Source organism: Streptomyces sp. NBC_01549 (assembly GCF_026339955.1).
GTDB lineage: Bacteria > Actinomycetota > Actinomycetes > Streptomycetales > Streptomycetaceae > Streptomyces.
On sequence record NZ_JAPEPW010000002.1, the window covers coordinates 1,541,441 to 1,567,407 of the forward strand.

Below are 25,967 nucleotides of genomic sequence, written 5' to 3' on the forward strand. Positions count from 1 at the left end.
CGGCTTTTCTGTGCGCGTGCCTTTCTTGATCCATGCCGGAATTCCGGTCACCCTCCGTGGAAAACGATCTCCCCCGCCCTCCAATCCGCCCAGAAATTCGGGCGGATTGAGAAAGCGGGCCCGCAACGCATCGTCACGAATATGACGCTGCTCACGCACGTCACACCACGGCGCTTCATTCCAGGGCCAGTTGGAACGAAGGTAGCAATACGGACAGAACGCTCACATGCGACGCAATCGGATAACTGCCGCATCGAAGTCCCCGCGCAGCCCCGTCCGCAATCCGTGATGCAGCAGCACCGCACCCCGGTGCACCTCGCCCGTTACGCGGCATTCGTACGCGGCGCTCGGATCGAGCCCACGCAGCCGAAGCGGGGCGACCGGCTCGCCGTGGTGCTGGGCCTGGAGCAGCGCGAGGACGACGGTCTCGTCGCCACGAACGTACTGCACCGCACTCAGCCCGCCCTCCGGAGGCCGCAGCCGGTAGAGGTCGCCGCGCTGCACGACCGGCCGGATCTCCTTGTAGAGGTCCACCCACTCCCGCGCCTCGACGAGCTCCGCCTCACTCCAGTCGGCCAGGTCGCCGCCGACCCCGAGCACCCCAGCCATGGCGCTCACAAACCGGAAGCGCAACGAGCTGACTCGCCCGTTGAGCTGCGCGTTCGGACTGTCCGTGACCCAGGCGGCCATGATCCGGGCCGGGTGGATCTGGCTGAAGCCGTGCTGGATGGCGAGCCGGTCGAGCGGGTCGGTGTTGTCGGAGGTCCACACCTGGTCCGTACGCGCCATGACGCCGAGGTCGATCCGGCCGCCACCGCCCGAGCAGGACTCGAAGGCGACCCCCGGGTGCTCGGCCCGCAGCCGGTCCAGAAGCCCGTACAGAGCCTCCACGTGCTCGACCCACAGCTTCTGCGGGTACGGCTCACCGGGCCAACCGGCGTCCGTGAAACAGCGGTTGAAGTCCCACTTCACATAGTCGATCGGGGCGCTCGAGAGCAGACTGTCGAGCTGCTCCCACAGGTACTCCTGTACGTCCGGACGGGCGAGGTTGAGTACGAGCTGGTTGCGGAACTCCGTCCTGGTCCGCCCCGGCTGGAACTGCACCCAGTCGGGGTGTGCGCGGTACAGCTCGCTGTCCGGATTGACCATCTCCGGCTCGACCCAGATCCCGAACTGCATGCCGAGCGCGTGCACGTCGTCGGCGAGCGGCTTCAGCCCCTGCGGGAAGCGGTCCGGGTTGGGGGTCCAGTCACCGAGCCCGGCACGGTCGCTCGTCCGCGCCCCGAACCAGCCGTCGTCGACGACGAACAGCTCGACGCCCATCGCCGCGGCGCGCCGGGCCAGCTCCCGCTGCCGCTCCTCCGAGATGTCGAAGTGGGTGGCCTCCCAGGAGTTGAACAGCACCGGCCGGTCCAGCTCCGCGTCCGGGATCACGTACGACCGCTGGTACGCGTGCCACGTCCGGCTCGCCGCGCCGAAGCCGCCGTCGCTCCACAGCCCCGCGAAGACGGGGGTGGTGAACGACTCCCCCGGCTCCAGGCGCAACAGCCCGGAGTCGTCGTACCCGGCGCCGCCGGAGATCTGCACACGCGCGTCGGGGAGTTGGGCCACGCAGATCCGCCACGAGCCCGACCAGCCGAGCGCGCACCCGTAGACCTCGCCACTCTCCTCACCCGCCCCGCTGTCGAGCGCGACCCATGGCAGGTGCTGGTGCCCGGTGTGCCCACGGCGGCTGCCGATGACCTTCTCACCGTAGGTGAGGGGGGAGCGCGCGAGCCGGGACTCGGCCGCCCACCGTCCGTGCAGCTGGGAGAGGCGCCAGCCGTCGCGCTCGGGCAGGGTCCAGGTCGCGGAGTCCGCGCGCAGCAACTCCAGGGAGCGTCCCGCGTTGGCCAGGGTCACCCAACGCTCGACGACGTCGCCGCGCATCCGGTAGTGGAGGGTGATGCCGAGCCCGTCGTCCTCGAAACGCAGCCGCAGTTCGTCGCCGTCCGCCTCGTACGCCTCGAAGCGCCATTCGGTGCCGCGCCGCTCCTGTGTCCGGACGGACAGCGCCGGGCGTACGAAGCGGGGGCCGCCCTCGACGGGATATTCCTCGCGCCCGTCGAGCCGGGACTCGAAGGGCCGGTACGGCGGGCCGGGCAGGGCGGCCAGTGACTCGGCGTCGGCGAGGGTGATCCGTGGCCCCCAGTGGAGGTGGAGCAGTTCGTCGAGGTCGGTCAGCCGTAGGGCGTAGCCGCTCGTGGGACCCGAAAGAAGCCACGTACGACCATCTCCGCCGATTTCGATCATCAAACCCTCACAGATTCAAACAGCCGCACTCAATCACCAACATCCTCAACGGCGTCTCACCCGGGAGGCAACGGCTGTGGACAACTTCATTGCCTGAGGAACCCATGTCGTATCGTCGAAACCGCGATTCCCGTCGGCGAGCGTCGCCGAGCAGCGCCGACGGTCCAATGGGAGGAGCCCCCGTGACGCAGCAGGTCCCGTCGACCGAGCCGGAGCTGGCCGGAGTGCGCAACTTCCGAGACGTGGGCGGCCTGCCCACCGTGGACGGCCGGCGGGTGCGCCACGGACAGCTGTTCCGCAGTGGCCATCTCGCGCACGCCACGGAGGAGGACGCGGCGTTCCTCTCCTCGCTCGGGCTGCACACGATCTTCGACTTCCGCAATGCCGCGGACCAGAAGCTGGAGGGGCCGGACGTCGAGCTGCCGGGTGTACGGAACGTGAACCTTCCGCTCACCGACCCTGCCGATGGCAGTGAGTTCTGGAAGATGGTCCGCGACGGCGACGTCGACCAGTTGCGCGGACACCTCGGCGACGGCAAGGCTGCGAACCGGATGATCAATTCCTACCGCACGATCGTCAGGGACCGCACGGCCGAGCACGCGCACGTGCTGCACGCCCTGGCCGAGGACAGCGTGCCCGCGCTGATGCACTGCGCGGCCGGCAAGGACCGCGCGGGCCTCTCCATAGCCGTGACGCTCCTCGCCCTCGATATCGAGCGCGACGCGATCGTGGCCGACTACCTAGAGTCGAACGCGACGCACCGTCGCTACAAGGTGCGTCGCAACGGCTCCTCGGAAGAGGCCCGCTCCCCCGAGGTCATGGAGCTGCTGAGCCCCCTGTTCGACGCCCGCGCCGAGTATCTGACCGCGGCCTTCGAGACGATCGAGGAGACCTGGGGCGGCGTCGACGCCTACCTGGAGCAGGGGCTGGGGGTCACACCCGAGCAGCGGGAGCGGCTGCGCGAGCGCCTGCTGGACTGATCCCCGGGGGCGGAACCCTGGGGGACGGAACCCTGGGCTATTGGTGCTTCGCGCCCAGTTCGAACAGCAGAAAGATGAAGGCCGCGAAGAGGTGGCCGACGGCGATGTAGATGATGAGGCGTACCCACAGGGCGCGGGGGAACTTCTCGACCATGCGCCGCCGAGTGGCGGGTGCACCGGATTCGGTGGGCTCGGTGGGCTCCGTGGACTCGGTGGGCTCCGTGGACTCGGTGGGCTCCGTGGACTCGGTGGGCTCCGTGGACTCGGTGGGCTCCGTGGACTCGGTGGATCGCGTGGATTCCGTCATGACAGCTCTCCGGTCGTCGGGTGCCCTGCCGCCGGGCCGAGGCACAGCGCGGCGGTGGGGCTCTGCAGCAGGGTGTGTACGAAGAGGAGCTCGGCCCCCGACTGATCGGCGGCCGCGATGCGGTGCGGGGTCAGCGAGTCGAAGTGCGCGCTGTCCCCGGGCGCGAGCACCTGGGTGGTATCCCCGAGGCGCAGCCGCAGCCGCCCCTGGAGGACGTAGAGCCACTCCTCGCCGGGGTGGACGCGCACGATGTCGCCCTGAGAGCCGTACGGGACGTGCACCCGAAGGGCCTGCATCCCGTGGCCCGGGGCACCGGACTGCCAGTAGGTCCAGCCGCCCGCCTGCGTCGGCTCCATGTCGGCGGCCCGGACGATCGCGTCCCGTTCGGCGACCGTCTCGCCCAGCAGTTCCGAGACCGTCGTACCGTAGATGCGAGCGAGTGCGAGCAGCATCGGCAGCGAGGGCTGGCGCTGCCCCGTCTCCAGTCGGGAGAGGTGGGCGGCCGAGAGACCGGCGGCGCGGGCCGCGGCCTCCAGGGTGAGCGAGGCGCGACGGCGCAGCGCACGCAGTTGCGGTGCGACGGCGGGCAGCGCCTCGGCTGCTGCGGACTCGGGCGGCGTGGCGGCCGCCCCCGGTTCGACAGGGCTCATGTACTCCATTGAGCCGCATCCTTGCCTCTCGGGCAAATTTCTTGCCACAGAGGCAAACCCCTCCGTCGCGACGAGGGCGGGCCCGTACTCCGAGCCCGTCCCGCCCCTTCGTGCCTTGGGTCTAGCGGTTGGCCACCGCCTGCTTGACCAGTGTCTTTCCGAAGTCCCACATCAGACCGCCGCCGCTGTGCGCGTCGTCCATCACCGCGGTGAAGGCCTCCACGAACCGGTCCACGTCGGCCTCACCGATGATCAGCGGCGGGATCAGCTTGATCACCTCCAGGTGGTCGCCGGAGACCTGGGTGAGGATCCGGTGCCGCTGAAGCAGTGGGACGACGACCATCTGCGCGAACAGGCCCTTGCGCGCGGCCTGCAGCATGGTCCACCGGCTGCGCAGCTTGAGCGACTTGGGCCGCCCGAACTCGATGCCGATCATCAGGCCCCGGCCGCGTACGTCGCTCAGCAGTTCGTACTTGTCGATGAGTGCCGTGAGCCGGGACCTGAGTTGTTCTCCCGTGGCCCGGGCGTTCGCCACGATCTGTTCGTTCTCCATCACGGAGAGCACGGCGAGCCCCGCCGCCATGGCCTGCGCGTTCGAGCCGAAGCTCGCCGAGTGAACGAGGACCCGGTCCATGGACGAGTAGACCTTCTTGAAGATCCAGTCCTTGCCGAGTGTCGCGCCGACCGGCACATAGCCGCCGGACAGCGCCTTCGCCACACACACCAGGTCCGGTTCGACGCCCTCCTCGTGCTGGTAGGCGTAGAAGTCCCCGGTCCGCCCGAGGCCCGTCTGCACCTCGTCCGCGATGAGCAGCGCCTTGTGCCGGTGCAGCAGTTCCTGCGCGGCGCGCAGATATCCGGGCGGGGCCTCGTGCACGCCCTTGCCCTGGATGGGCTCGACGATCAGCCCGGCGACATCGCCCTTCTTCAGCTCCTGGGCCAGAGCGTCGAGATCGCCGAGCGGAACGGCGGTGTCGGGCAGCAGCGGGGCGAAGCCGTCGCGGAAGCCGTCCTCGCCGTTCACGGACAGCGAGCCGGTGGTCAGCCCGTGGAAGGCGTGGGAGCAGTAGAGGATCCTCGGCCTCCCGGTGGCGTACCGGGCGAACTTGAGCGCGGTCTCCACCGCCTCGGTACCACTGTTGCCGAAGAACACCCGGTCCAGGTGCGGACTGTGGGTGAGCAGCCTCTCCGCGAGGAGCCCCGGCAGGGGCTGGCAGTCGAAGCGGGTGAGGTCGGCGAGCGAGGCGTCCAGGACATCGTGCAGCGCCTTGCGAACGACGGGGTGGTGGCGGCCCAGGCCCATCACCCCGAACCCGGCGAGCATGTCCAGGTAGTCGTTGCCGTCCGCGTCCCAGAAGTGCGCCCCCTCGGCCTTCTCGTACACCTTGTCGAAGCCGATGGTGTGCAGCATGCGCGGAAGCTGGTGGTTCAGGTACTTGGTATGCAGCTCGTAGCGCTCGGCTCCGCGCTCGGCGAGGAGCGCGCCGAGGTCGAACTCCCCCTTCTCCACAGGGTCGGTCATTCCTGTTTCTCCTTGGACAACTCATCCTCGAACGGCACGTCCTTCGACAGCGCGTCCTTGACGGCCAGACCGGCGCTGATCCGCCCGGCGATCTCGACGGGCGTGAGACCTATGTCGGCCAGCACCTCCCCGCGCTTGGCGTGCGCGAGGAATTGCTCCGGGATGCCGAAGCGCCGTACGGGCACGTCGACCTCGGCGTCCCCGAGCGCCAGCGCGACCGCCGCGCCGACGCCGGCCGCCCGGCTGTTGTCCTCGACGACCGCGACGAGCCGGTGCTCGGCGGCGAGGCCGGGCAGCGCCGGGTCGACGGGTTTGACCCAGCGCGGGTCGACGACCGTGCAGCCGACCCCACGGGCCTCCAGCAGCTCGGCCGCCTGGAGGCAGACCGGCGCCATGACGCCGACGGCGACCAGGAGGACCTGCGGGGTGTCGTCGGAGCGGTGCAGGACGTCGAGTCCGCCCAGATGGTCGACCGCCTCGATCTCGGGGCCCACCGACTCCTTCGGGAAGCGGATCAACGTCGGCGCGTCGTCGACGGCGACCGCCTCCCGCAGCTGGGCCCGCAGCTGGTCGGCGTCGCGCGGCGCGGCGATCCTGAGGCCCGGCACGACCTGGAGGATCGACATGTCCCACATGCCGTTGTGCGAGGCACCGTCGACGCCGGTGACCCCCGCCCGGTCCAGCACGAAGGTCACTCCGCAGCGGTGCAGGGCGACGTCCATGAGGAGCTGGTCGAAGGCCCGGTTGAGGAACGTGGCGTAGACGGCGACGACGGGGTGCAGGCCGCCGGTGGCGAGCCCTGCCGCCGACACCGTGGCGTGCTGTTCGGCGATCCCTACGTCCCACACCCGGTCGGGGAACCGCTCGGCGAACTTCCCGAGCCCCACCGGATGCAGCATGGCCGCCGTGATCGCCACGACGTCTTCCCGTTCCTCACCGATCCGGACGATCTCGTCGCCGAACACCGAGGTCCAGGACGGCCCGCCCGAGGGCGCGAGCGGCTCGCACGTCAGCGGGTCCATCACACCGACCGTGTGGAAGTGGTCCTCCTCGTGGGCGAGCGCGGGCTCGTAACCGCGCCCCTTCTCGGTCAGGCAGTGCACCAGCACCGGCCCGTGGAAACGTTTCGCGCGGCGCAGCGCGGACTCCATGGCCCCGACGTCGTGTCCGTCGATCGGCCCGACGTACTTGAGCCCCAGGTCCTCGAACATGCCCTGCGGTGCGAAGGCGTCCTTGAACCCCTTCTTCGCGCCGTGCAGCGACTCGTAGATCGTGTGTCCGACGACGGGCGTGCGCAGCAGTACGTCCTTGCCCCAGGCGAGGACCTTCTCGTAACTGTCGGTCGTCCGCAGGGTCGCGAGGTGGTTGGCGAGGCCACCTATGGTCGGCGCGTACGAGCGTTCGTTGTCGTTGACGACGATGATCAGCGGGCGGTCCTTGGCGGCGGCGATGTTGTTCAGCGCCTCCCACGCCATGCCGCCGGTCAGCGCGCCGTCGCCGATGACCGCGACGACATGGCCCTTCTCGCCCTGCACCTGACGGGCCTTGGCGAGCCCGTCCGCCCAGCCGAGCGCCGTGGAGGCGTGGCTGTTCTCGATGATGTCGTGCTCGGACTCCTCGCGCGAGGGATAGCCGGACAGGCCGCCCTTTCCCCGCAGCTTGGAGAAGTCCTGGCGTCCGGTCAGCAGCTTGTGTACGTAACTCTGATGGCCGGTGTCCCACAGGATGCGGTCGACGGGTGACTCGAAGACCCGGTGGAGCGCGATGGAGAGTTCCACCACCCCCAGATTGGGCCCGAGGTGACCGCCGGTCCTGGCGACCGCGTGCACCAAGAACTCCCTGATCTCATCCGCCAGTACACCGACGTCCGCCTCGGACAGCGCCTTCAGGTCGCGTGGTCCCCGGATGCTCTCCAGAATCGTCACGCTCGGGCCCCCTCTCGGTCCGTGCTGATCAGCTCACGGTGACGGCGGGTTCGCCGGAGGCGACGCCGTCCTTCTCCATCTGCTCGGCGATCTTCATCGCCTCCTCGATGAGGGTCTCGACGATCTTCGACTCGGGCACGGTCTTGATGACCTCGCCCTTGACGAAGATCTGCCCCTTGCCGTTGCCGGAGGCGACCCCCAGGTCCGCCTCCCGCGCCTCGCCGGGGCCGTTGACGACACAGCCCATGACCGCGACGCGCAACGGGACCTCCATCCCCTCCAGGCCGGCCGTGACCTCGTCGGCCAGCTTGTAGACGTCGACCTGGGCGCGTCCGCAGGACGGACACGAGACGATCTCCAGGCGGCGCTGCTTCAGGTTCAGCGACTCCAGGATCTGGAGGCCGACCTTGACCTCCTGGGCGGGCGGGGCGCTGAGGGAGACCCGGATGGTGTCCCCGATGCCCTCGCTGAGCAGCGCCCCGAAGGCGACGGCGGACTTGATCGTGCCCTGGAAGGCCGGGCCGGCCTCCGTCACGCCGAGATGCAGCGGGTAGTCGCACTGGGCGGCGAGCTGCCGGTAGGCGTTGACCATCACCACCGGGTCGTTGTGCTTCACCGAGATCTTGATGTCCCGGAACCCGTGCTCCTCGAAGAGGGACGCCTCCCACAACGCCGACTCGACCAGCGCCTCCGGCGTCGCCTTGCCGTACTTCTGCAGCAGCCTCCGGTCGAGCGACCCGGCGTTGACCCCGATCCGGATCGGGGTCCCGGCGTCCGAGGCGGCCCGCGCGATCTCGCGGACCTTGTCGTCGAACTGCTTGATGTTGCCCGGGTTCACCCGCACCGCCGCACAGCCCGCGTCGATGGCGGCGAACACGTACTTGGGCTGGAAGTGGATGTCGGCGATCACCGGGATCTGGGACTTGCGGGCGATGGTCGCGAGGGCGTCCGCGTCGTCCTGCGTGGGGCAGGCGACGCGGACGATCTGGCAGCCGGACGCGGTGAGTTCCGCGATCTGCTGCAGGGTGGCACCGATGTCCGACGTACGCGTCGTCGTCATCGACTGCACCGAAACGGGTGCTCCGCCCCCGACCGCCACCGCTCCGACCTGGATCCGCCGCGACACACGTCGCTCGGCGATCGGTCGGACCGGCACCTCGGGGAGGCCCAAGGAAACGGCGGTCATGTCGTCACCCGCGGCTTTCCGTGAAGGTCTCTCGGGCGGCGCGCAGCGACTCCTTGAGGGAGCCCATGGTGGCGAGGACGGCGGTCGGCTCGTAGCCGCAGTGCGCCATGCAGTTCGCGCACCGCTCGTCCTTGCCGCGCCCGTAGGAGTCCCAGTCGGTCTCCTCCAGGAGCTGCCTGTACGTCTGCACGTACCCGTCGCTCATCAGGTAGCAGGGCCGCTGCCAGCCGAAGAGCGAGTAGCTGGGGATCGCCCACGCGGTGCACGGGAAGTCGACCTTGCCTTCCAGGAAGTCCAGGAAGAGCGGGCTCTGGTTGAGCCGCCAGCGGCGCCGGTTGCCGCCCGAGAAGGCCTTCTTGAACAGCTCCCGGGTCTGCTGGACGCCGAGGAAGTGCTCCTGGTCGGGCGCCTTCTCGTAGGCGTAGGCGGGCGAGAGCATCATCTCGTCCACCTTCAGGTCGTCATTGAGGAAGTTGAGGACCTCGATGACGGTCTGCGGGGTGTCGGTGTTGAAGAAGGTCGAGTTGGTGGTGACCCGGAAGCCGCGCCGCTTGGCCTCCTTGATGGCCGCGACCGCCTCGTCGAAGGTGCCCTCCTTGGCCACCGACTCGTCGTGCCGCTCGCGCAGCCCGTCGATGTGCACGGCCCAGGCGAAATACGGCGAGGGCTTGAACTTGTCCATCTTCTTGCGCATCAACAGCGCGTTCGTGCACAGGAAGACGAATTTCTTCTTGGCCACCAACTGCCGCACGATCTCGTCGATCTGCGGGTGCATCAACGGCTCGCCGCCGGCGATGGACACCATCGGCGCACCGGATTCGAGGACCGCTCCCACGGCCTGGGCAACCGGCATGCGCTGCTTGAGCACCCCCGCCGGGTGCTGGATCTTGCCGCAGCCCTCGCACTTGAGATTGCAGGCGAAGAGGGGTTCCAACTCGACCAGCAGCGCGAATTTGTCCCGCTTCCTGAGCTTCTGTTCAAACAGGTACGCAGCGACCTTCATGGACTGCCGAAGCGGCATAGCCATCTGGCTCACCTCCGAGGGAGCAACAAAGAACGGTGCCATTCAAAGAAAGCGGGAAGAACGGCACGAAGAACACGGAATGCTGATATTCCACCGTGCACTGTGCCGATTCGGACGAGCTCATGTTCAGGAGCGTCCACGACCACCCGCACGGCCGCAACCGGGCGCGCGCCCGCTCGCACGGCGCTGTGGAGCGTGGCCGCGGATTCCATGTCGACCGCGATCGCGCCGGTCGCGAACAGATCCGACCGTTCGTGACCGCGCACGACGTGGTCGGAGCCGGTGAGCGGCCCGGTGTGGACGGTGCGCCCGGGCACGGTACGCACGAGTTCCTTGACGAGCAGTTCGGTGCCCACGCACGGGGTGCTGCCGCGCGGGTCCCGGGTCTCCTCGGCGACCACGAGGTCACCGGGGTGCATGCCCGGGGCGAGCCCCGCGCAGAAACCCGTGGCCAGGACGGCGGCCTCGCTCAGCGCCGGGTCTGCGAGGATCCGGGTGAGCGAGCGCTCGGCGGCCTTGGGACCCATGCCGGTGCGCAGGACGGTGACGGGCCCGTCGGCCCCGGTACGGTCGCCGATGCGCAGGGCGAGGTGCTCGATGCCCAGCGCGCAGGCGATCAGCAGCGGGGCCCGATCGGGCTTCGTGCTCATCAACCCCCCTTGACCTCGGCGAACGACTCGCCATGGACGAAGCTCGGCTCTCCGTGGACATAGCGGCCGAGCGCGGTGAGCGGGAAGACCTGCCGGTAGAGGTGGTAGTTGATCGAGAAGTCCCACGGGAACCCGGTGCCGGTGAAGTACGGCTCGTCCCAGGAGCCGTCCGCCAGCTGGGTCTCCGCGAGCCAGGCGATCCCGCGCTCCACCGCCTTGGACTCCCGCTCCCCCGCGGCCAGCAGGGCGAGCAGTGCCCAGCCGGTCTGGGAGGCGGTCGAGGCGCCGCGTCCGCTCCACTCGGCGACCTCGTGGTAGGAGCGCAGGTCCTCGCCCCAGCCGCCGTCGTCGTTCTGGACGGTTTCCAGCCAGGCGACGGCCCGGCGGATCGCCGGGTGGGAGGCGGGCAGTCCGGCGGCCACGAGCGCCGGGAGTACCGAGCCCGTTCCGTAGACGTAGTTGACGCCCCAGCGGCCGAACCACGAGCCGTCCGGCTCCTGGTGAGCGAGCAGCCACTCGATGCCCCGGCGGGTGCGCGGGTCGTGCGAGAGCCCCTCGACCGCGAGCATCTCCACCACATGGGCGGTGACGTCGGCGGACGGCGGGTCGATGACCTCCCCGAAGTCGCAGAACGGGAGCCGGTTGGGGAAGGCGCTGGTGTTGTCGACGTCGAAGGCGCCCCAGCCGCCGTCCTTGGACTGCATACCGAGGTTCCAGCGCACCCCGCGCCCGATGGCGTGCTCGACGCGCTCCGGGTCGTGGTGGCGGACGCGGCGCAGCGCGAGGGCGACCTCGGCGGTGTCGTCGATGTCGGGGTAGTTGTCGTTGTGGAACTCGAAGGCCCAACCCCCGGGCGGAAGGTGGGGCCGCTTCACCGCCCAGTCCCCGGGCCGCACGATCTCCTCGCCGAGCATCCAGTCCGCGGCCTTCACCAACTGTGGATGGTCGGCGGGCAGGCCCGCGTCGGCGAGCGCGATGGTGGCGAGGCAGGTGTCCCAGACGGGCGACTGGCAGGCCTCGATCATCCGGGCGCCGTCCTCGCGCCAGACGGCGAACCGGTCCAGTGAGGCCAGCCCCTCGCGCATCACGGGGTGTTGGAGGTCGTAGCCGAGCAGGTGCAGCGCGATGACCGAGTACACCGCGGGCGGCTGGATGCCGCCCCAGCAGCCGTCGTTCTCCTGCCGTTCGATGATCCAGCGCGCCGCCGCGTTCATCGCGGACCGGCGCAGCCTGCGCGGCGCGACCTTGCGGTACTGATGCAGGACCTTGTCCAGACGCTGGAAGACCCCGTCCCAACTCGCCGCGGGGGCGAGGGGTTTGACCGGGTTGGGGTCCCGGGCGTCGACGTGCAGCTCGTCGAGCGGGAACGGCGCGGGCCGCACCGGGCGCTTCGCCGAGACGACGGTCAGCGGCACGATCGTCTGCCGTGCCCAGCAGCCGAAGTCGTAGATGTTGAGCGGCATCCACTTCGGGAAGTAGATGAGTTCCGGCGGGAGTTCGGGCAGGTCGTCCCATTTCCACCAGCCGAACAGGGCGAGCCAGATCCGGGTGAAGACACGGGCCGAGGCGATGCCGCCCCGCTCGCGGATCCAGGCGGCCGCCCTCGCCATGTGCGGCTCGTCCGTGCCGTCCCCGGCCAGCCGCAGGGCGACGTACGCCTCGATGGTGGCGGAGAGCTCGCCGGGGCCGCCGTAGAAGGTGGCCCAGGTGCCGTCCTCGCGCTGCTCGCCACGGATGAACAGTCCGGCGGCGCGTGTGGTCGTCTCGTCGCGGATTCCCAGGAACTGACGAAGGAGCAGATCCTCGGCGTCCATCGTGACGTTCGTCTCGAGGTCGCCCTTCCACCAGCCCTCCGCGTCCTGCCGCGAGAGCAGGAAATCGGTGGCTCGCTGTATGGCGTGCGTGGCGACGTCTCGGGTCTCGACTGTCCCGGCCGCCACGGGAGTCGTCTGTTCCTGGATTTCGCTGGCCGCGGCAGCCCGGGGCGGCAGAGCCCCGGTGCTTCCGTCGGTCGTCGCTGTCATGGCTTCCCCTTCGTGCAGTGGTACGTCTCTGCTGGGTCCGCCGTCGGCCGGTGCGTCGTTGTCCCGCGACACCGGCCGGCGACTACGCGAGGTTTATTCGACCGATAGTGATCATCTCTTCCGTACGACGACGAAGTCGGCGAGCGCCACGAGCTGGGCCCGCACCTGGTCGGGCATGTCGACGGCGTTCAGGGCCTCGATGGCGATGGTGTGCTGGCGGCGTGCCTCCTGGGCGGTCCACTCGCGGCCGCCCGCCTCCTCGATGAGCGCGGCGCGCGCGGCGAACTCCTCCTCGGAGAAGTTCTCGAAGTCGCTGGCCTTGGCGTCCTCGGCGAGCAGTTCCCCGAGCCGCTCGGAGGCGGGCCCGCCCGCGGCGAGCGCGGCCACGACCGGCAGTGACTTCTTGCGCTGGCGCAGATCGCTCCAGGTCTGCTTGCCGGTGGCCTCCGGGTCGCCCCAGATGCCGAGGAGGTCGTCGACGGCCTGGAAGGCCAGGCCGAGGTGGTAGCCGTACTTCTCCAGCGTGTCGGCGGTCCGGTCGTCCGCGCCGCCGAGGACCGCGCCGATGGAGCAGGCGCAGGCGAGCAGGGCGCCCGTCTTGTTGCCCTCCATCTCCAGGCACTCCTCGACGCTGACGCGGTCGCGGTGCTCGTAGGAGATGTCCTGGGCCTGCCCGTCGATGAGGGCGCGGGTGGCGGTGGTCAGCCTGCGGGTGGCGCGGCCGGCCTCGACGGTGCCGAGTTCGAGGAGGATCTCGTTGCCCAGCGCGAACAGGGCGTCGCCGACGAGGATCGCCTGGGCGGGACCGTGCACCTTCCAGACGGTGTCGCGGTGGCGGCGCTGCTCGTCGCCGTCCATCAGGTCGTCGTGCAGCAGGGAGAAGTTGTGCACCAGCTCGACCGCGACCGCGCCGGGCACGCCGACCTCGGGGGCGGCACCCGCGACCTGCGCGGAGAGCACGGCCAGCGCGGGGCGCACGGCCTTGCCGCCGTCGCCGTCCGCGGGGTTGCCCTGGGCGTCGATCCAGCCGAAGTGGTAGGCGGCGACGGTGTCCATGGGTGACGCCAGGCGGTCGACCGCCGCCTTCAGCACCGGTGTGGCCAGGGTCCGGCCGCGCTCCAGGAGCGCGGTCACGTCCACCGCGTCGGCAGCCTTGTCGGCCGGGGGCACAGTGGGCACAATCTCTCCTCTTGTTGCGGTACCGGGGGTGCGGGGGTCTGCCGCGCGCTCGTCGAGCATCAGGCCGCCTCCTCGAACGCGAGGAGGTGGTCGCGGGGCCGACCCAGGGCGCTCAGTGCGGCTCGCGCCGCACCGACACCGCTGCGGACCGCACTCTCCATGGTCGCGGGCCACCCGGTGGCGGTCCACGCGCCGGCCAGATACAGGCCGGGGGCTCTGGTGCGGACGCCGGGCCGCAGCCGCCCGACGCCTGGGGTGGGGGCGAACGTCGCCGTGCGCTCCCTGGTCACGAAGAAGTCCTTCACCTGCGCGCCGCGCGCGGCGGGCAGCAGCCGCTCCAGCTCCGGCAGATAGCGCTCGCGCAGCACGGCGACGGGCTCGTCGATCTCGTCCTGGGCGGCCGACTGCGAGAGGGCGAGGTACTGCCCTTCGCGCAGTCCGGACGCGTCGGTGCGGTCGAAGACCCACTGCACCGGGGAGCCGAGCGCCGCGAAGAACGGTCGCGCCAGCACCTTCCGGTCGTAGACGACATGGACGTTGAGGATCGGCGCGGTGCCGATCTCCAGGAGCCGCTCGGGGGCGTCGAGCGCTCCCTCGGGCAGCAGCTCGTGGGCCTCGCGCTGGGGTACGGCGAGGACGACGGTGTCGGCGTCCAGCGTTTCACCGGGAACCTGAACGCTCCAACGCCCGTTCTCGTTAAGGGAGATGGAGGTGACGCGTGTACGGACTTCGGTACGCACGCCCGCGGAGTCGAGCGCCTTGCGGGCCAGCGTGTCATGCAGTTCGCCCAGCGGGACGCGTGCCCAGCCGATGTCGGCCGCGCCCGGGTCGGACAGCAGACCGGTCTTGAACACCATCGCGGCGAGCCCGAGCGAGGAATCGCCGGCCACCGCGTTGAGGGTGGCGACCCCCACCAGGTCCCACAGTGCCTCGACGGCACGCTCCGACTGACCGTGTTCGGCGAGCCATTGGCCGAAGTTCTGGTCGTCGAGGGCCGGATCGTCGAGATCGAGCGCTTTGAGCGCCAGTGCGGCACGTCCGACCTTGGCGCGTTCCGCGAGCGACAGATGCTGATACGTCGCCAGGCTGCGCGCGAGATGCAGGGGAACAGGCAGCGCGCTGCGGCCGATTCTGCCGAGACGCCGCCCGGGTTTCGCCTCGGCGTCGAGAACGGGCACGTCGAGACGATCCTGCAGTGGCGCGAGCGAGGCCCCGTCGACGCGGTCGAGGAACCAGCGGTATGCGGTGCAGCAGCGCAGATACACATGCTGTCCGTTGTCCACGGTGAGCTCGCCGCGCTGGAAGGAGAAGGCGAGCCCGCCGAGCCGCGGTCGGCCTTCGAGCAGGGTGACCCGCACCCCGGCGTCCGCCAGTGCGAGCGCGGCCGTGATTCCGGCCAGCCCGCCGCCGACCACTACGGCGCCGGCCCCTCCCGGGCTGCCCGCGGTCTCCGCGGGCTGCGTCTCCTCGCTCATCGTGCACCCTCCCCAGCGGCCGTGCCGCGGTGATTGAACGGTGCACGGCAGGCCATCGCAGTCAGGGACGCCACCCGGTCCCGGAGGGTTGCGTGCCGCTTTTCGCCGGTGGAATCACCTTGGCCCATATTGTCCATCAGGCGCGCCTCCTGACAGTGCGCCGGGAGACATGCCGGGCGTCCAGACCGGAGAGGCCGCGCACGGCGACGTACGCCTTCTCACGCCCCGGCAACGAGACGCGGCCGCGCAGCACGGCCTCCGGCTCGCGCTCGATGCGGTCGAGGAGCCGCCGGTAAATGCCGGCCATGGCCGCGACACAGGCGCCGCTGCGCCGGTCGAGCATGGGCAGCAGTCGGTAGCCCTCGGCGAAAAGAGTGCGGGCCCGTCGCACTTCGAAGTGGACGAGGCCCGCGAAGTCGGAGCCCTCGGGTGGAGTCGGGCCGTTGAACCCGGCCGAGCAGCCGAACTTCGCGAGGTCGTCCGCGGGCAGATAGGTGCGCCCGCCGGCGGCGTCCTCCCGTACGTCCCGCAGGATGTTGGTGAGCTGAAGCGCGAGCCCGAGCGTGTCCGCATACTCCGGCGCGCGCTCGGCGCCACGCGCCCCCGGTTCCGTACCGAACACGCCGAGCGAGAGCCGCCCGATCGCCCCGGCCACGCACCGGCAGTACACCTTCAGGTCGTCCCAGGTCTCGTACGTCTCACCGTGTACGTCCATCAGGACGCCGTCGATGAGTTCATCGAGGCCGCCCAGCGGCACCGGGAAGTACGCGGCGGTGTGGCTGAGGGCGACCGCGACCGGGTCGGTGTCGTCCTCAGCCACACCGCCCTCGCGGACCCGGGCAAGCAGCGCCCGGGTGTCCTCGAGCCGCGCCGCCTTCACATCCGGTGCCAGCGTGCCGTCGCCGATGTCGTCGACACGGCGCGAGAACGCGTAGAGCGCCGACATCGCGCGACGCTTGGGCGTCGGCAGAAGTCTGATGCCATAGGCGAAATTACGGGCCTGCTGACCGGTCACTGCCTCGCAGTAGCTGTAAGCGGCGAGTACCGGTGCAGACACGTGTTGTTCCGACTCCACGGTCCGGATCACCCCTTTCCTCGCAGAGTCACTCCCACCTCGCGCAGCAACTGGAGCTTGCCGGGCTTGGGCGGGCCGGGAAGTACGTCGTATTCGGCGGCGGCGATCGCACGGATCGCCGCCCTTCCCCCTGCCACGAACCCCGCGAGCAGCAGCTTCAACCTGCCGTGGACGCTACCCACGAGGGGGGTGCCTTCATTCAGGAGGTGGAGCGCGCGTTCTGATTCGTAGGCAACCAGCGCGCGCACCGATGCGCCTGCTGTGGCCGTGGCGAGATCCGTCTCCTGGACATGGAAGCGCTTCATGTCCTCGGCCGGCAGGTAGATGCGGTCGCGGCCGAGATCCTCGGCGACGTCCTGGAGGTGCTCGACGATCTGCAACGCCGTGCAGACCGCGTCCGAGCGGCGGATCCGCTCGGGCGTCGAGGTGCCGGTGACGGACAGCACCAGGCGGCCGACGGGGTTGGCGGACAGTTCGCAGTAGGCCACGAGATCGTCGTAGGTCTCGTAGCGCTTGATCAGCTGGTCCTGGCGGTTGGCCGCGATCAGGCCGAGGAAGGGTTCGGGGGTGAGGCCCGCGCGGCGGACCGTGGGCTGCAGGCGTCGCAGCAGCGGGTGCCCCGGCGTCGAGTCGAACACTCGGTGCAGGTCGGCCTCGAAGGCGTCCAGGAGTGCGAGGCGGTCCTCGGCCTCTTCGGGCGACACGCCGAGCAGCCTGGCGTCCGCGCCGCCCGGGGCGAGGTCGCCGTCACCGATGTCGTCGACGAGGCGCGCGAAGCCGTAGACGGCCATCAGGTCGTCGCGCCAGGCCCGGGGCAGGAAGAAGGGGGCCACGGGGAAGTTCTCGCCCGCGGCCTTGTCGAGCGTTCCGCGCTCCGTCTCACCAGTGCGCGCCGTACCGGCTTGGGTCACCGCTCGCCGCCCGGCGCGGGGACGGCACACGCGTCGCGGAGCTGGAGAGTTTCCGTAGCCATTGCCGTCACATCTCCCGTTCTACACTGCCGACCCAATAGTGCCCATTTCGGACACGCCGCCCGGGATTCCGCGCGGCGCGCCGGTGCCGGATGTCGCGCGGTATCGCCCCACTTGCCGCGATTCAGCACCGGTACAGCTTACGTTGTACAACGCAGCGAGGTTCGTCGGGGTGTCCTGCACATCACAACAACACACCGATTGGTGTCAAGATTCCTAAGGCCAGCAGGAGTTGGCGTTTCCTTTGCAGACGCAGGGCCCCGCCGAATCGTTGCGGCGGGGCCCTGGGCGTTGCGGGCTACTTGCCCGTGAACTTCTCGTACTCCTTGAGGACCTCTTCGGTCGGACCGTCCATCCGCAGCTCACCGCGCTCCAGCCAGAGCACACGGTCGCAGGTGTCGCGGATCGACTTGTTGTTGTGGCTGACCAGAAACACCGTGCCCGCGCTCTTGCGCAGCTCGCGGATGCGGGCCTCGGAGCGCTTCTGGAAGGAGCGGTCTCCGGTGGCGAGGGCCTCGTCGATCATCAGGACGTCGTGGTCCTTGGCGGCCGCGATGGAGAACCGCAGCCGCGCGGCCATGCCGGAGGAGTAGGTGCGCATCGGGAGGGTGATGAAGTCGCCCTTCTCGTTGATGCCCGAGAAGTCCACGATCTCCTGGTAGCGCTCCCGGATCTGCTCGCGGGACATGCCCATCGCGAGCCCGCCCAATATGACGTTCCGTTCGCCCGTGAGGTCGTTCATCAGGGCCGCGTTCACGCCGAGCAGCGAGGGCTGACCGTCGGTGTAGACCTTGCCCTTCTCGGCGGGCAGCAGCCCGGCGATGGCCCGCAGGAGCGTGGACTTGCCGGAGCCGTTGGAGCCGATCAGGCCGATGGCCTCGCCGCGGTAGGCCGTGAAGGAGACGCCCCTGACGGCGTGCACCTTGCGCACGCCCCGCTCCTCGCCGCGCTTGATGATGCGGCTGAGGGCGGCGGTGGCGCTGCCCTTTCCGGTCTTGGCGCCGTTCACGCGGTAGACGATGTGCAGCTCGTCCGCGATGACGGTCGGGATGTGGGATGTCTGCTCAGCCACGGCCGTACCTCTCTTCCGCCTTCCAGAAGTACACGAACCCGCCGCCGGCGACGACCACGGCCCAGAAGGCGGCGATGGCCCACACATGGGGCGGCAGGTTGGAGGCGCCGTAGCCGTCGATGAGAGCGAAGCGCATCAGGTCCATGTAGATCGCGGCCGGGTTCACCTGGAGCGCGCGGATGAACCACTCCGGCCGCCCGACCAGCATGTTGCTGATGGAGAACATGACGCCCGAGGTGTACATCCAGGTGCGCACGATGAACGGCATCAGCTGGGCGAGGTCCGGCGTCTTGGAGCCCATGCGCGCGACGATCAGCGCGAGGCCGGTGTTGAAGAGGAACTGCAGCACCAGCACCGGGACGATCAGCAGCCAGGACAGACCCGGAACACTGCCGAAGCCGATCACCACGACGAACAGCACGAGCATCGAGAAGAGCAGTTGCTGGAGCTGCTGGAGCGCGAAGGAGATGGGCAGCGAGGCGCGCGGGAAGTGCAGCGCGCGCACCAGCCCGAGGTTGCCCGAGATCGCGCGGACGCCCGCCATGATCGAGCTCTGCGTGAAGGTGAAGACGAAGACACCGGTCACCAGGAACGGGATGTAGGTGTCGTGGGACATGCCTCGGCTGGCCTTGAGGATCACGCCGAAGATGAAGTAGTACACGGCCGCGTTCAGCAGCGGCGTCGCCACCTGCCACAGCTGGCCGAGCTTGGCCTGGCTGTACTGGGCGGTGAGCTTCGCCTGCGAGAAGGCGAGGATGAAGTGCCGTCGCCCCCACAGCTGACGCACGTACTCGACGAGCCCGGGCCGGGCACCGCTGACCGCGAGCCCGTACTTGGCGGCCACGTCGGCCGCGGAGAGCCCGTCATCGGGGGACGGACGATCGCTCACCGCGACAGCTCCGTCATGCGTTGTCTCACTCACAAATGGAAACTTTCGTCTTCATGATGCGCACGGCCTGGTCGGGCAGAGGCTGGGGCACGGATCGCGGTACGGCTAACGTGCTCCCGGTACCGAGCTTGTCAGATGGTGTGGGAGCTTGTCAGATGACGGGAGGACGACCGAGGCGGGTAAGCCGCCACACCGTACGCCACCTCATCGGACGCCGAGGGCCGCAGGGACTGGTCCAGCCCTCCTTGAAACCGCCGAACCACGCCTTCAGGGCAGGTCCCGAGGGACGGCGGGCCAAGGTGAGGAGCATCCAGACACCGAGGTACACGGGGACGAGCGGCGCGGGAAGGTTTCGGCGCGCGAGCCAGACGCGGTTGCGGGCCACCATGCGGTGGTAGACCGCGTGCCGCGAAGGGGCGGTCGTGGGGTGGTACAGCACCATGTCGGACCGGTAGTCGATCATCCAGCCCGAGTCGAGGGCCCGCCATGCCAGGTCGGTTTCCTCGTGGGCGTAGAAGAACTCGTCCGGAAGTCCGCCGACCTCGGCGAAGACCTTCGTACGGACCGCGTTGGCGCCGCCGAGGAAGGTGGTCACGCGCGAGGAGCGCATCGGGTCGGAGGCGCGCAGCCGCGGTACGTGGCGGCGCTGGGTCTCCTTGGTCTCGGGGTCCGCGATCCGGAAGCTGATGATGCCGAGATCGGGGTCGGAGGTGAAGGCCCGGCGGCACAGCTCGGCGGTGTCGTGGGTGGCGAGGAGGCCGTCGTCGTCGAGGAAGAGCAGGATGTCGACGTCCGTGCCGCCGGGGCCGAAGGCCTCGATGCCCACGTTGCGGCCGCCGGGTATGCCGAGGTTCTCGGGCAGCTCGACGGTGCGTATGCCGTCGGGGACGTCCGGGACGGGCGAGCCGTTGCCGACCACGACCACCTCGACCCGGTCGCCGTCCTGCTTGGCGACGGAGTCCAGCAGGGCTCGCAGTTCGTCGGGGCGGTTGCCCATGGTGATGATGACCGCGCCGACCTTCATCGCCGTACTCACTTCAGCCTGCTGGAGGCGAGGATGGACACGAGGTGCAGCACGGTCTGCAGGAGCGCGATGCCGGCCAGGACCGCGACGCCGAGGCGGGTGAAGAACAGGTCTCCGCGCACCGAGTCCACGATGGCCAGCACCAGGATCAGCAGGGACGCCTCGATGCCGAGCACCAGCCGGTGGAACTTCAGCGCCGCGGCGGCCTTGCGGGCCAGCGCCATGCCGGACGAGCGCGGCTCGGACGCCGACTCCTTGACCGGTGGCAGGCCGCCCTGGTGACGGGCGACGCCGACGAGGTCGGTCTCGGCCTTGATCAGGATCGCGCCGAGGGCCGCCAGGGTGCCGAGGAAGGCCCAGAGCCAGTCGATCCGCCCGGAACCCCAGGGATCGGCGGCACGCAGGCCGAAGCCGACGAGCACCGCGGCGTCCGTCAGATAGGCACCGACCCGGTCCAGGTAGACCCCGCCGAGCGAGAACTGCTTCTTCCAGCGCGCTATCTCGCCGTCGACGCAGTCGAGCAGCAGATAGAGCTGGACCATGATCACGCCGAGCACGGCGCCCGGGATCCCCGGCACCAGCAGGGCCGGGGCAGCGAGCACGCCGAAGACAGTCATCAGGTACGTGAGCTGGTTGGGCGTGACCCTGGTGTTCACCAGGTAGCGGTCGCAGCGCAGCGAGATCTCTCGCATGTAGAGGCGTCCCGCCCAATGCTCACCGCTGCGCCGGTCCTTCACCCCTGCGGGATGAACGACGGGGCGGAGTTCAGCTACTGATGGCCTTGGCATAGTCGGAGTAGATGTCCTTGATCTGGTTGGGTTTCAGGTCGAGGTGTTCGAGGATCGTGTAACGGCCCGGCCGGGTCTGCGGAGCGAACTCCACGACCTGTACGAACTCGTCCACGGTGAACCCGATCTCCTCGGGCAGTACCGGCAGCCCGTGTCGGCGCAGCACCTCGGCCGTGTACGCCGACTCCTCGTGCGCCCCCCGCAGGTACATCGCGAAGGCCGCGCCCAGACCGCACTGCTCGCCGTGGCTCGCCGCGCGCTTGGGGAAGAGGAGGTCGAAGGCGTGGTTGATCTCGTGGCAGGAGCCCGAGGCGGGCCGTGAGTCGCCCGAGATCGACATCGCGATGCCGGTGAGGACCAGCGCCTCGGCCAGCACCTGGAGGAAGCCGTTGTCCCCGATGCCGCCCGGATGCCGGAGCACCGCCTCGCCGGCCTGGCGGGCCATCGCGGAGGCGAGGCCGTCGATCTTTTCGCCGTTGACGCGGTTGGAGAGTTCCCAGTCCGCGATCGAGTTGATGTTGGAGATCGCGTCGCCGATGCCGGCCCGCACGAAGCGCGCCGGTGCGTCGCGGATCACGTCCAGGTCAATGACGACCGCGATCGGGTTCGGCACACCGTAGGAGCCGCGGCCCGCGTCGTTGTCGAGGGTCGCGACGGGCGAGCACAGGCCGTCGTGCGCGAGGTTGGTCGGCACGGCGACCAGCGGAAGCCCGACCCGCGCCGCGGCGAACTTGGCGCAGTCGATGATCTTGCCGCCGCCCAGGCCCACGACCGCGTCGTAGTGGCCCGCCTTTATGGCACCGGCCAGCTGGATCGCGTCGTCGAGGGTGCCGCCGCCGACCTCGTACCAGGTGGCGCCGGGCAGGGCAGGGGCGATCCGTTCGCGCAGTTTCGCGCCGGAGCCGTTGCTCACGGCGACGGCCAGCTTCCCGGAGTGCGAGATCCGCTCGTCGGAGAGCACGCTCGCCAGGTCGTCCAGGGCACCCGGGCGGATGTCGACGACGACCGGCGAGGGAATGAGCCTCGTCAGTACTGGCACGCGATCTCCCGTCCCTTGGCGAGGTCGTCGTGGTTGTCGATCTCGACCCACTTGACCTCACCGATCGGCGCCACGTCGATCTTGAAGCCGCGGTTGACGAGCTCCTGGTAGCCGTGCTCGTAGAACTGCTGCGGGTCCGTCTCCCACACCGTCTTCAGGGCGTCGGCCAGGTCGGCGGCCGCGTCGCCCTCGATGAGGGTGACACCGATGTACTCGCCGGTGGCCTCGGCGGGCTCCATCAGCTTGGTGATCTTCTGGACACCCTTGTCGGGGTGCACGACGACCTTCATCTCCTCGTCGGCGAGCTTCTTCACCGTGTCGAGGGCGAGGATGATCCTCTTGCCGTCGCCGCGCGCGGCCAGCAGCGTCCTCTCGACGGAGACCGGGTGCACGGTGTCGCCGTTGGCGAGGATCACACCGTCCTTGAGGGCGTCACGCCCGCACCACAGGGAGTAGGCGTTGTTCCACTCCTCGGCCTTGTCGTTGTCGATGAGGGTGATCTTGAGGCCGTACTTGGCCTCCAGGGCGTCCTTGCGGTCGTACACGGCTTCCTTGCGGTAGCCGACGATGATCCCGACCTCGGTCAGACCGATCTCGGCGAAGTTGCCGAGCGTCAGGTCCAGGACCGTGATGCTGTCCTCTATGCCCGCGGGGCCCACCGGCACGAGAGCCTTGGGGAGGCTGTCGGTGTAGGGACGCAGACGCCGTCCGGCGCCGGCCGCCAGCACGAGGCCGATCATGCGGGTTCTCCTTCATCGTGTACGGCGGGGGCCCCGGAGGACACCCAGAAGCGGATGCTCTCGACGAGCACCAGCAGCGCCACGGCCACGGCGAGCGCCGTGAGCGCGACCTTGAACTGTGCGGCGGTGAGCAGCGCTGCCAGGACGGTGACCAACAGCGTCCTGCCTTCGTGCCCGCCGATCGCCCGCACCAGCCAGTGCGGGGGAGCTCCGGCGTTGCCGCGGATGCGGTACACCGTGTCGTAGTGATGGTAGGCGACGGCCGCCACCAGGCCGAAAGCCGCGGGAAGTGCTCCGTTCACATCGGCTTTGGCCGCCAGTACCAGAACGGTGAGGTATTCGGCGGCGCGGAAGAAGGGGGGCACCAGCCAGTCGAGGGCGCCCTTGAGGGGGCGGGCGACGGCGAGGGCGGACAGGAGCACGTAGCCGACGGCGCACAGGACGGTCTGCCAGCCCGCGCCCCACAGCAGGGTCGAGGTCACCACGAGGACGCCGCCGACGGCCGCGCTGACGGGCGCCGCGATACGGACCGTGCCGCGCGCGAGACGTACCAGCGGTTCGACGAGCGGTCCGCTGTCCGCGAGGTCCGCCAGCGCCTGCGCCGCCCGGTCCGTGCGCCGGGCCTTGCGGGTGAGCGAGCGCAGTACGCGGCCCGCCGTGGTGTACGTCGCGGCGAACGCGCAGCCGACGAGCAGCGCGTAGAAGGTGATGCGGGGGGTCGTCAGCGCCGTGAGGACGGCGATCATCGCCCATCGTTCGCCGATGGGCAGGACTATCATCCGGCGCACCCAGACCGTCCAGCCGACGCTGTCGAGCTTGTCCGAGAGCGCGGCGGTGGGGCTGGTGTTGGCGGTGGCGTCGTGGTTCGCCTCGTTGAAGGAGAAGTCCACGACGTGCCGGCAGGTCTGCAGGATCATCGCGCCGAGCGCGAGGGCCCATACGTCGTCGCCGCCGCGGGCCGCTCCGAGGGCGAGGCCCGCGTAGTAGGCGTACTCCTTGGCGCGGTCGAAGGTCGCGTCCAGCCAGGCACCGAGCGTCGAGTACTGCAGCGAGTAGCGGGCGAGCTGCCCGTCCGTGCAGTCCAGGACGAAGGAGAACAGGAGCAGCAGCCCGGCCGCGACGAATCCGGCGCGGGTGCCGGTGGCGGCGCAACCCGCGGCGATGAGCGCGGTGAGCAGAGAGGCGGTGGTGACCTGGTTCGGGGTCAGGCCGCGGCGGGCGCACCAGCGGGCGATGTAGCGCGAGTACGGGCTGATGCAGTACGTGGTGAAGAAGCCGTCGCGGGCCTTCACGGCGCTGCGCAGGCGTACGGCTTCGTCGTCCACGGCGGAGACGGCCTGCCGGACCTCGTTGCGCTCCTGCGGGTCGGCGGGAACCGCGGCGACGAGGGTGCCGAGCTCGGGGCGGAACACGGCGACGCCGTCCGCGTCGAGGGCCGCGGTGAGGCGCTCGGCGAGGTTGTCGGTGGCGACGGCGAGACCGCCGGAGGCGGAGCCCTCACGGGCCACGGCCCGGGTCAGCGCCCGGCGGGCCTCGGGCTGCACCGATACGGCGCCGGGCAGCGCGGAGGCCGCGAACCGTGGGTCCGTGAGGCCGAGGCGCAGTGCGTGCAGGTGCCCCACGAAGCGGGCGTCGACGACGGCGACCCGCTGGTCCGCCGGTACGGCGGCCAGCAGCGTCTCGGCGTCACCGGCTTCGTCGGCGAGCCGCACGTCGAAGCCGAGCGACCGCAGATCGCTCTCGAGCGACGATCCGGGGACCGGCTGGCCGGTGAGGATGGCGGTCGACAGCGAACTCACTCCCTGAGTGCCGACGCGGCGTCGCGCCGGGCATGTACGTGGTGGGAAGGCCCCGGCCCCAGGCCCGCGGAGGGCTCAGGCCGCTGGGCGGCATGTCGGCAGAGGCTATCGGATGATGAGAAGCGGGCGTTCACCGCCCGTTCACTGCGCGATCAACCACATCTGCGTACCGCCTCCGCCGCGATCATCATCGGTGATCCGGGGGCTGTGCCACAAACCCGCACGTACAGAACGCACTATTCGCGCTATTGATCACGACACCCTACGCACCCTCCCGTAGTGGGGCAGGACGGTCGGATCGGGAGCCGGCCCCGGCGCCGCCGGCGGCGCACCGGCATAGGGTGGTCGTCCATGACATGGCTGATCACAGGCGGGGCCGGATACATCGGGGCACACGTGGCGCGGGCGATGGCGGAGGCCGGGGAGCGCGTCGTCGCCCTCGACGACCTCTCGGCCGGCGTTCCCAACCGGCTTCCGGAGAGCATCCCGCTGGTGCAGGGCTCGTCACTGGACGGGGATCTGCTCAAGCGGGTCCTCGCCGAGCACGCGGTGACGGGTGTGGTGCATCTCGCCGCGCGCAAGCAGGTCGGCGAGTCCGTGGCCGAGCCGACGCGCTATTACCAGGAGAACGTGGGCGGACTCGCGACGCTCCTGGAGGCGGTCGCCGGGGCGGGCGTCAAGCGTTTCCTCTTCTCCTCGTCCGCGGCTGTCTACGGCAACCCGGATGTGGACCTCATCACGGAGGACACCCCCTGTGCGCCGATGAGCCCGTACGGCGAGACGAAGCTCGCCGGGGAGTGGCTGGTCCGCGCGGCGGGCCGGGCGCACGGCATCGCGACCGTGTGCCTGCGTTACTTCAACGTGGCGGGCGCGGCCACACCCGAGCTGGCCGACACCGGTGTGTTCAACGTGATCCCGATGGTCTTCGACCGCCTCACCCGCGACGAGGCCCCGCGGATCTTCGGCGACGACTATCCGACACCGGACGGCACCTGCGTCCGTGACTACATTCACGTCGCCGACCTCGCCGAGGCACACCTCGCGGCGGCCCGGCGGCTGGCCGGCGGTGCGACGGGCGACCTCACGGTGAACATCGGCCGCGAGGAAGGGGTTTCGGTACGTGAACTGCTCACGCTGATCGGGGAGGTCAGCGGGGACACCCGGCGGCCGGTCGTGGAGCCGCGCCGCCCGGGGGACGCGCCGCGCGCGGTCGCCTCGGCCGGGCTGGCCGCGCGGGAACTCGACTGGAGCGCACGGCGCGGGGTGCGGGAGATGGTGGACTCGGCGTGGCAGGGGTGGCTGCTGCATCACCCCCGGACGCAGGGTTAACGATCTTGACCATGCTCTGACCTGCGG

General features: G+C 69.8%; 23 protein-coding genes. 2 read left to right on the top strand and 21 right to left on the bottom strand.

Going from position 1 to position 25,967, the window contains the following annotated elements:
• Positions 1-222: 222 nt before the first annotated feature.
• A complete protein-coding gene (locus tag OG819_RS41870; protein ID WP_266632068.1) occupies positions 223-2,292 on the bottom strand; it encodes an alpha-galactosidase in 2,070 nt (689 codons plus the stop codon).
• Between the two features lie 182 nt (positions 2,293-2,474).
• On the opposite strand from OG819_RS41870, the gene OG819_RS41875 reads away from it, so the two are divergent.
• Positions 2,475-3,272 carry a tyrosine-protein phosphatase gene (locus OG819_RS41875; RefSeq protein WP_266632066.1) on the top strand — a complete coding sequence of 266 codons (798 nt, stop codon included), beginning with the start codon at positions 2,475-2,477 and terminating at the stop codon, positions 3,270-3,272.
• Positions 3,273-3,309: 37 nt separating this feature from the next.
• On the opposite strand, the gene OG819_RS41880 is transcribed toward OG819_RS41875, so the two are convergent.
• From OG819_RS41880 to OG819_RS41970, 20 genes are all read right to left on the bottom strand, one after another.
• On the bottom strand, positions 3,310-3,426 hold the full coding sequence (locus OG819_RS41880) for a DUF6126 family protein (RefSeq protein ID WP_266431802.1): 117 nt from the start codon (positions 3,424-3,426) through the stop codon (positions 3,310-3,312).
• A 149-nt stretch (positions 3,427-3,575) separates the two neighbouring features.
• Complete coding sequence (locus tag OG819_RS41885) at positions 3,576-4,229, bottom strand: XRE family transcriptional regulator (RefSeq protein WP_266654406.1); 654 nt, start codon at positions 4,227-4,229, stop codon at positions 3,576-3,578.
• A 121-nt stretch (positions 4,230-4,350) separates the two neighbouring features.
• Entirely contained in the window at positions 4,351-5,751 is a 1,401-nt protein-coding gene (locus OG819_RS41890) for an aspartate aminotransferase family protein (RefSeq protein ID WP_266632064.1), read from the bottom strand.
• Complete coding sequence (gene dxs, locus OG819_RS41895) at positions 5,748-7,676, bottom strand: 1-deoxy-D-xylulose-5-phosphate synthase (protein WP_266632062.1); 1,929 nt, start codon at positions 7,674-7,676, stop codon at positions 5,748-5,750. Before dxs ends, OG819_RS41890 begins: the two co-directional genes overlap by 4 nt.
• Before the next feature lie 28 nt (positions 7,677-7,704).
• Positions 7,705-8,862 (bottom strand): flavodoxin-dependent (E)-4-hydroxy-3-methylbut-2-enyl-diphosphate synthase, encoded by a 1,158-nt coding sequence (ispG, locus tag OG819_RS41900; protein ID WP_266632060.1) that lies wholly within the window; start codon positions 8,860-8,862, stop codon positions 7,705-7,707.
• 4 nt (positions 8,863-8,866) lie between these two features.
• Entirely contained in the window at positions 8,867-9,889 is a 1,023-nt protein-coding gene (hpnH, locus tag OG819_RS41905; protein ID WP_266427467.1) for an adenosyl-hopene transferase HpnH, read from the bottom strand.
• Positions 9,890-9,894: 5 nt separating this feature from the next.
• A complete protein-coding gene (locus tag OG819_RS41910) occupies positions 9,895-10,536 on the bottom strand; it encodes a 1-hydroxy-2-methyl-2-butenyl 4-diphosphate reductase (RefSeq protein ID WP_266632058.1) in 642 nt (213 codons plus the stop codon).
• Complete coding sequence (gene shc / locus OG819_RS41915) at positions 10,536-12,560, bottom strand: squalene--hopene cyclase (protein WP_266654408.1); 2,025 nt, start codon at positions 12,558-12,560, stop codon at positions 10,536-10,538. Before shc ends, OG819_RS41910 begins: the two co-directional genes overlap by 1 nt.
• Before the next feature lie 111 nt (positions 12,561-12,671).
• Entirely contained in the window at positions 12,672-13,799 is a 1,128-nt protein-coding gene (locus tag OG819_RS41920; protein WP_266632054.1) for a polyprenyl synthetase family protein, read from the bottom strand.
• Positions 13,799-15,214 carry a hydroxysqualene dehydroxylase HpnE gene (hpnE, locus tag OG819_RS41925; RefSeq protein WP_266632052.1) on the bottom strand — a complete coding sequence of 472 codons (1,416 nt, stop codon included), beginning with the start codon at positions 15,212-15,214 and terminating at the stop codon, positions 13,799-13,801. The genes OG819_RS41920 and hpnE overlap by 1 nt, the downstream gene beginning before the upstream one ends.
• Positions 15,211-15,351 (bottom strand): DUF6380 family protein, encoded by a 141-nt coding sequence (locus tag OG819_RS59225; protein ID WP_353961895.1) that lies wholly within the window; start codon positions 15,349-15,351, stop codon positions 15,211-15,213. The genes hpnE and OG819_RS59225 overlap by 4 nt, the downstream gene beginning before the upstream one ends.
• Positions 15,351-16,301 (bottom strand): presqualene diphosphate synthase HpnD, encoded by a 951-nt coding sequence (gene hpnD, locus OG819_RS41930; protein WP_266654410.1) that lies wholly within the window; start codon positions 16,299-16,301, stop codon positions 15,351-15,353. Before hpnD ends, OG819_RS59225 begins: the two co-directional genes overlap by 1 nt.
• Complete coding sequence (hpnC, locus tag OG819_RS41935; RefSeq protein ID WP_266632048.1) at positions 16,298-17,200, bottom strand: squalene synthase HpnC; 903 nt, start codon at positions 17,198-17,200, stop codon at positions 16,298-16,300. The genes hpnD and hpnC overlap by 4 nt, the downstream gene beginning before the upstream one ends.
• 358 nt (positions 17,201-17,558) lie before the next feature.
• Complete coding sequence (locus OG819_RS41940; protein ID WP_266427487.1) at positions 17,559-18,332, bottom strand: ABC transporter ATP-binding protein; 774 nt, start codon at positions 18,330-18,332, stop codon at positions 17,559-17,561.
• Positions 18,325-19,254 carry an ABC transporter permease gene (locus OG819_RS41945; protein ID WP_266632044.1) on the bottom strand — a complete coding sequence of 310 codons (930 nt, stop codon included), beginning with the start codon at positions 19,252-19,254 and terminating at the stop codon, positions 18,325-18,327. The genes OG819_RS41940 and OG819_RS41945 overlap by 8 nt, the downstream gene beginning before the upstream one ends.
• Positions 19,255-19,372: 118 nt before the next feature.
• Complete coding sequence (locus OG819_RS41950) at positions 19,373-20,257, bottom strand: glycosyltransferase family 2 protein (RefSeq protein WP_266427494.1); 885 nt, start codon at positions 20,255-20,257, stop codon at positions 19,373-19,375.
• The gene (locus OG819_RS41955) at positions 20,254-21,033 is read right to left on the bottom strand and encodes a CDP-alcohol phosphatidyltransferase family protein (protein ID WP_266654415.1); all 780 of its coding nucleotides are present in this window, start codon (positions 21,031-21,033) and stop codon (positions 20,254-20,256) included. The genes OG819_RS41950 and OG819_RS41955 overlap by 4 nt, the downstream gene beginning before the upstream one ends.
• Positions 21,011-22,072, bottom strand: a complete 1,062-nt coding sequence (locus OG819_RS41960) for an iron-containing alcohol dehydrogenase family protein (protein WP_266632040.1) — start codon at positions 22,070-22,072, stop codon at positions 21,011-21,013. The genes OG819_RS41955 and OG819_RS41960 overlap by 23 nt, the downstream gene beginning before the upstream one ends.
• A complete protein-coding gene (locus OG819_RS41965; RefSeq protein WP_266632038.1) occupies positions 22,060-22,812 on the bottom strand; it encodes a phosphocholine cytidylyltransferase family protein in 753 nt (250 codons plus the stop codon). The genes OG819_RS41960 and OG819_RS41965 overlap by 13 nt, the downstream gene beginning before the upstream one ends.
• Complete coding sequence (locus tag OG819_RS41970; RefSeq protein WP_266634939.1) at positions 22,809-24,602, bottom strand: DUF5941 domain-containing protein; 1,794 nt, start codon at positions 24,600-24,602, stop codon at positions 22,809-22,811. Before OG819_RS41970 ends, OG819_RS41965 begins: the two co-directional genes overlap by 4 nt.
• A gap of 360 nt (positions 24,603-24,962) precedes the next feature.
• Between OG819_RS41970 and galE the strand changes: the two genes are divergently transcribed.
• Positions 24,963-25,940 (top strand): UDP-glucose 4-epimerase GalE, encoded by a 978-nt coding sequence (galE, locus tag OG819_RS41975; RefSeq protein ID WP_266632036.1) that lies wholly within the window; start codon positions 24,963-24,965, stop codon positions 25,938-25,940.
• Positions 25,941-25,967 lie beyond the last annotated feature (27 nt).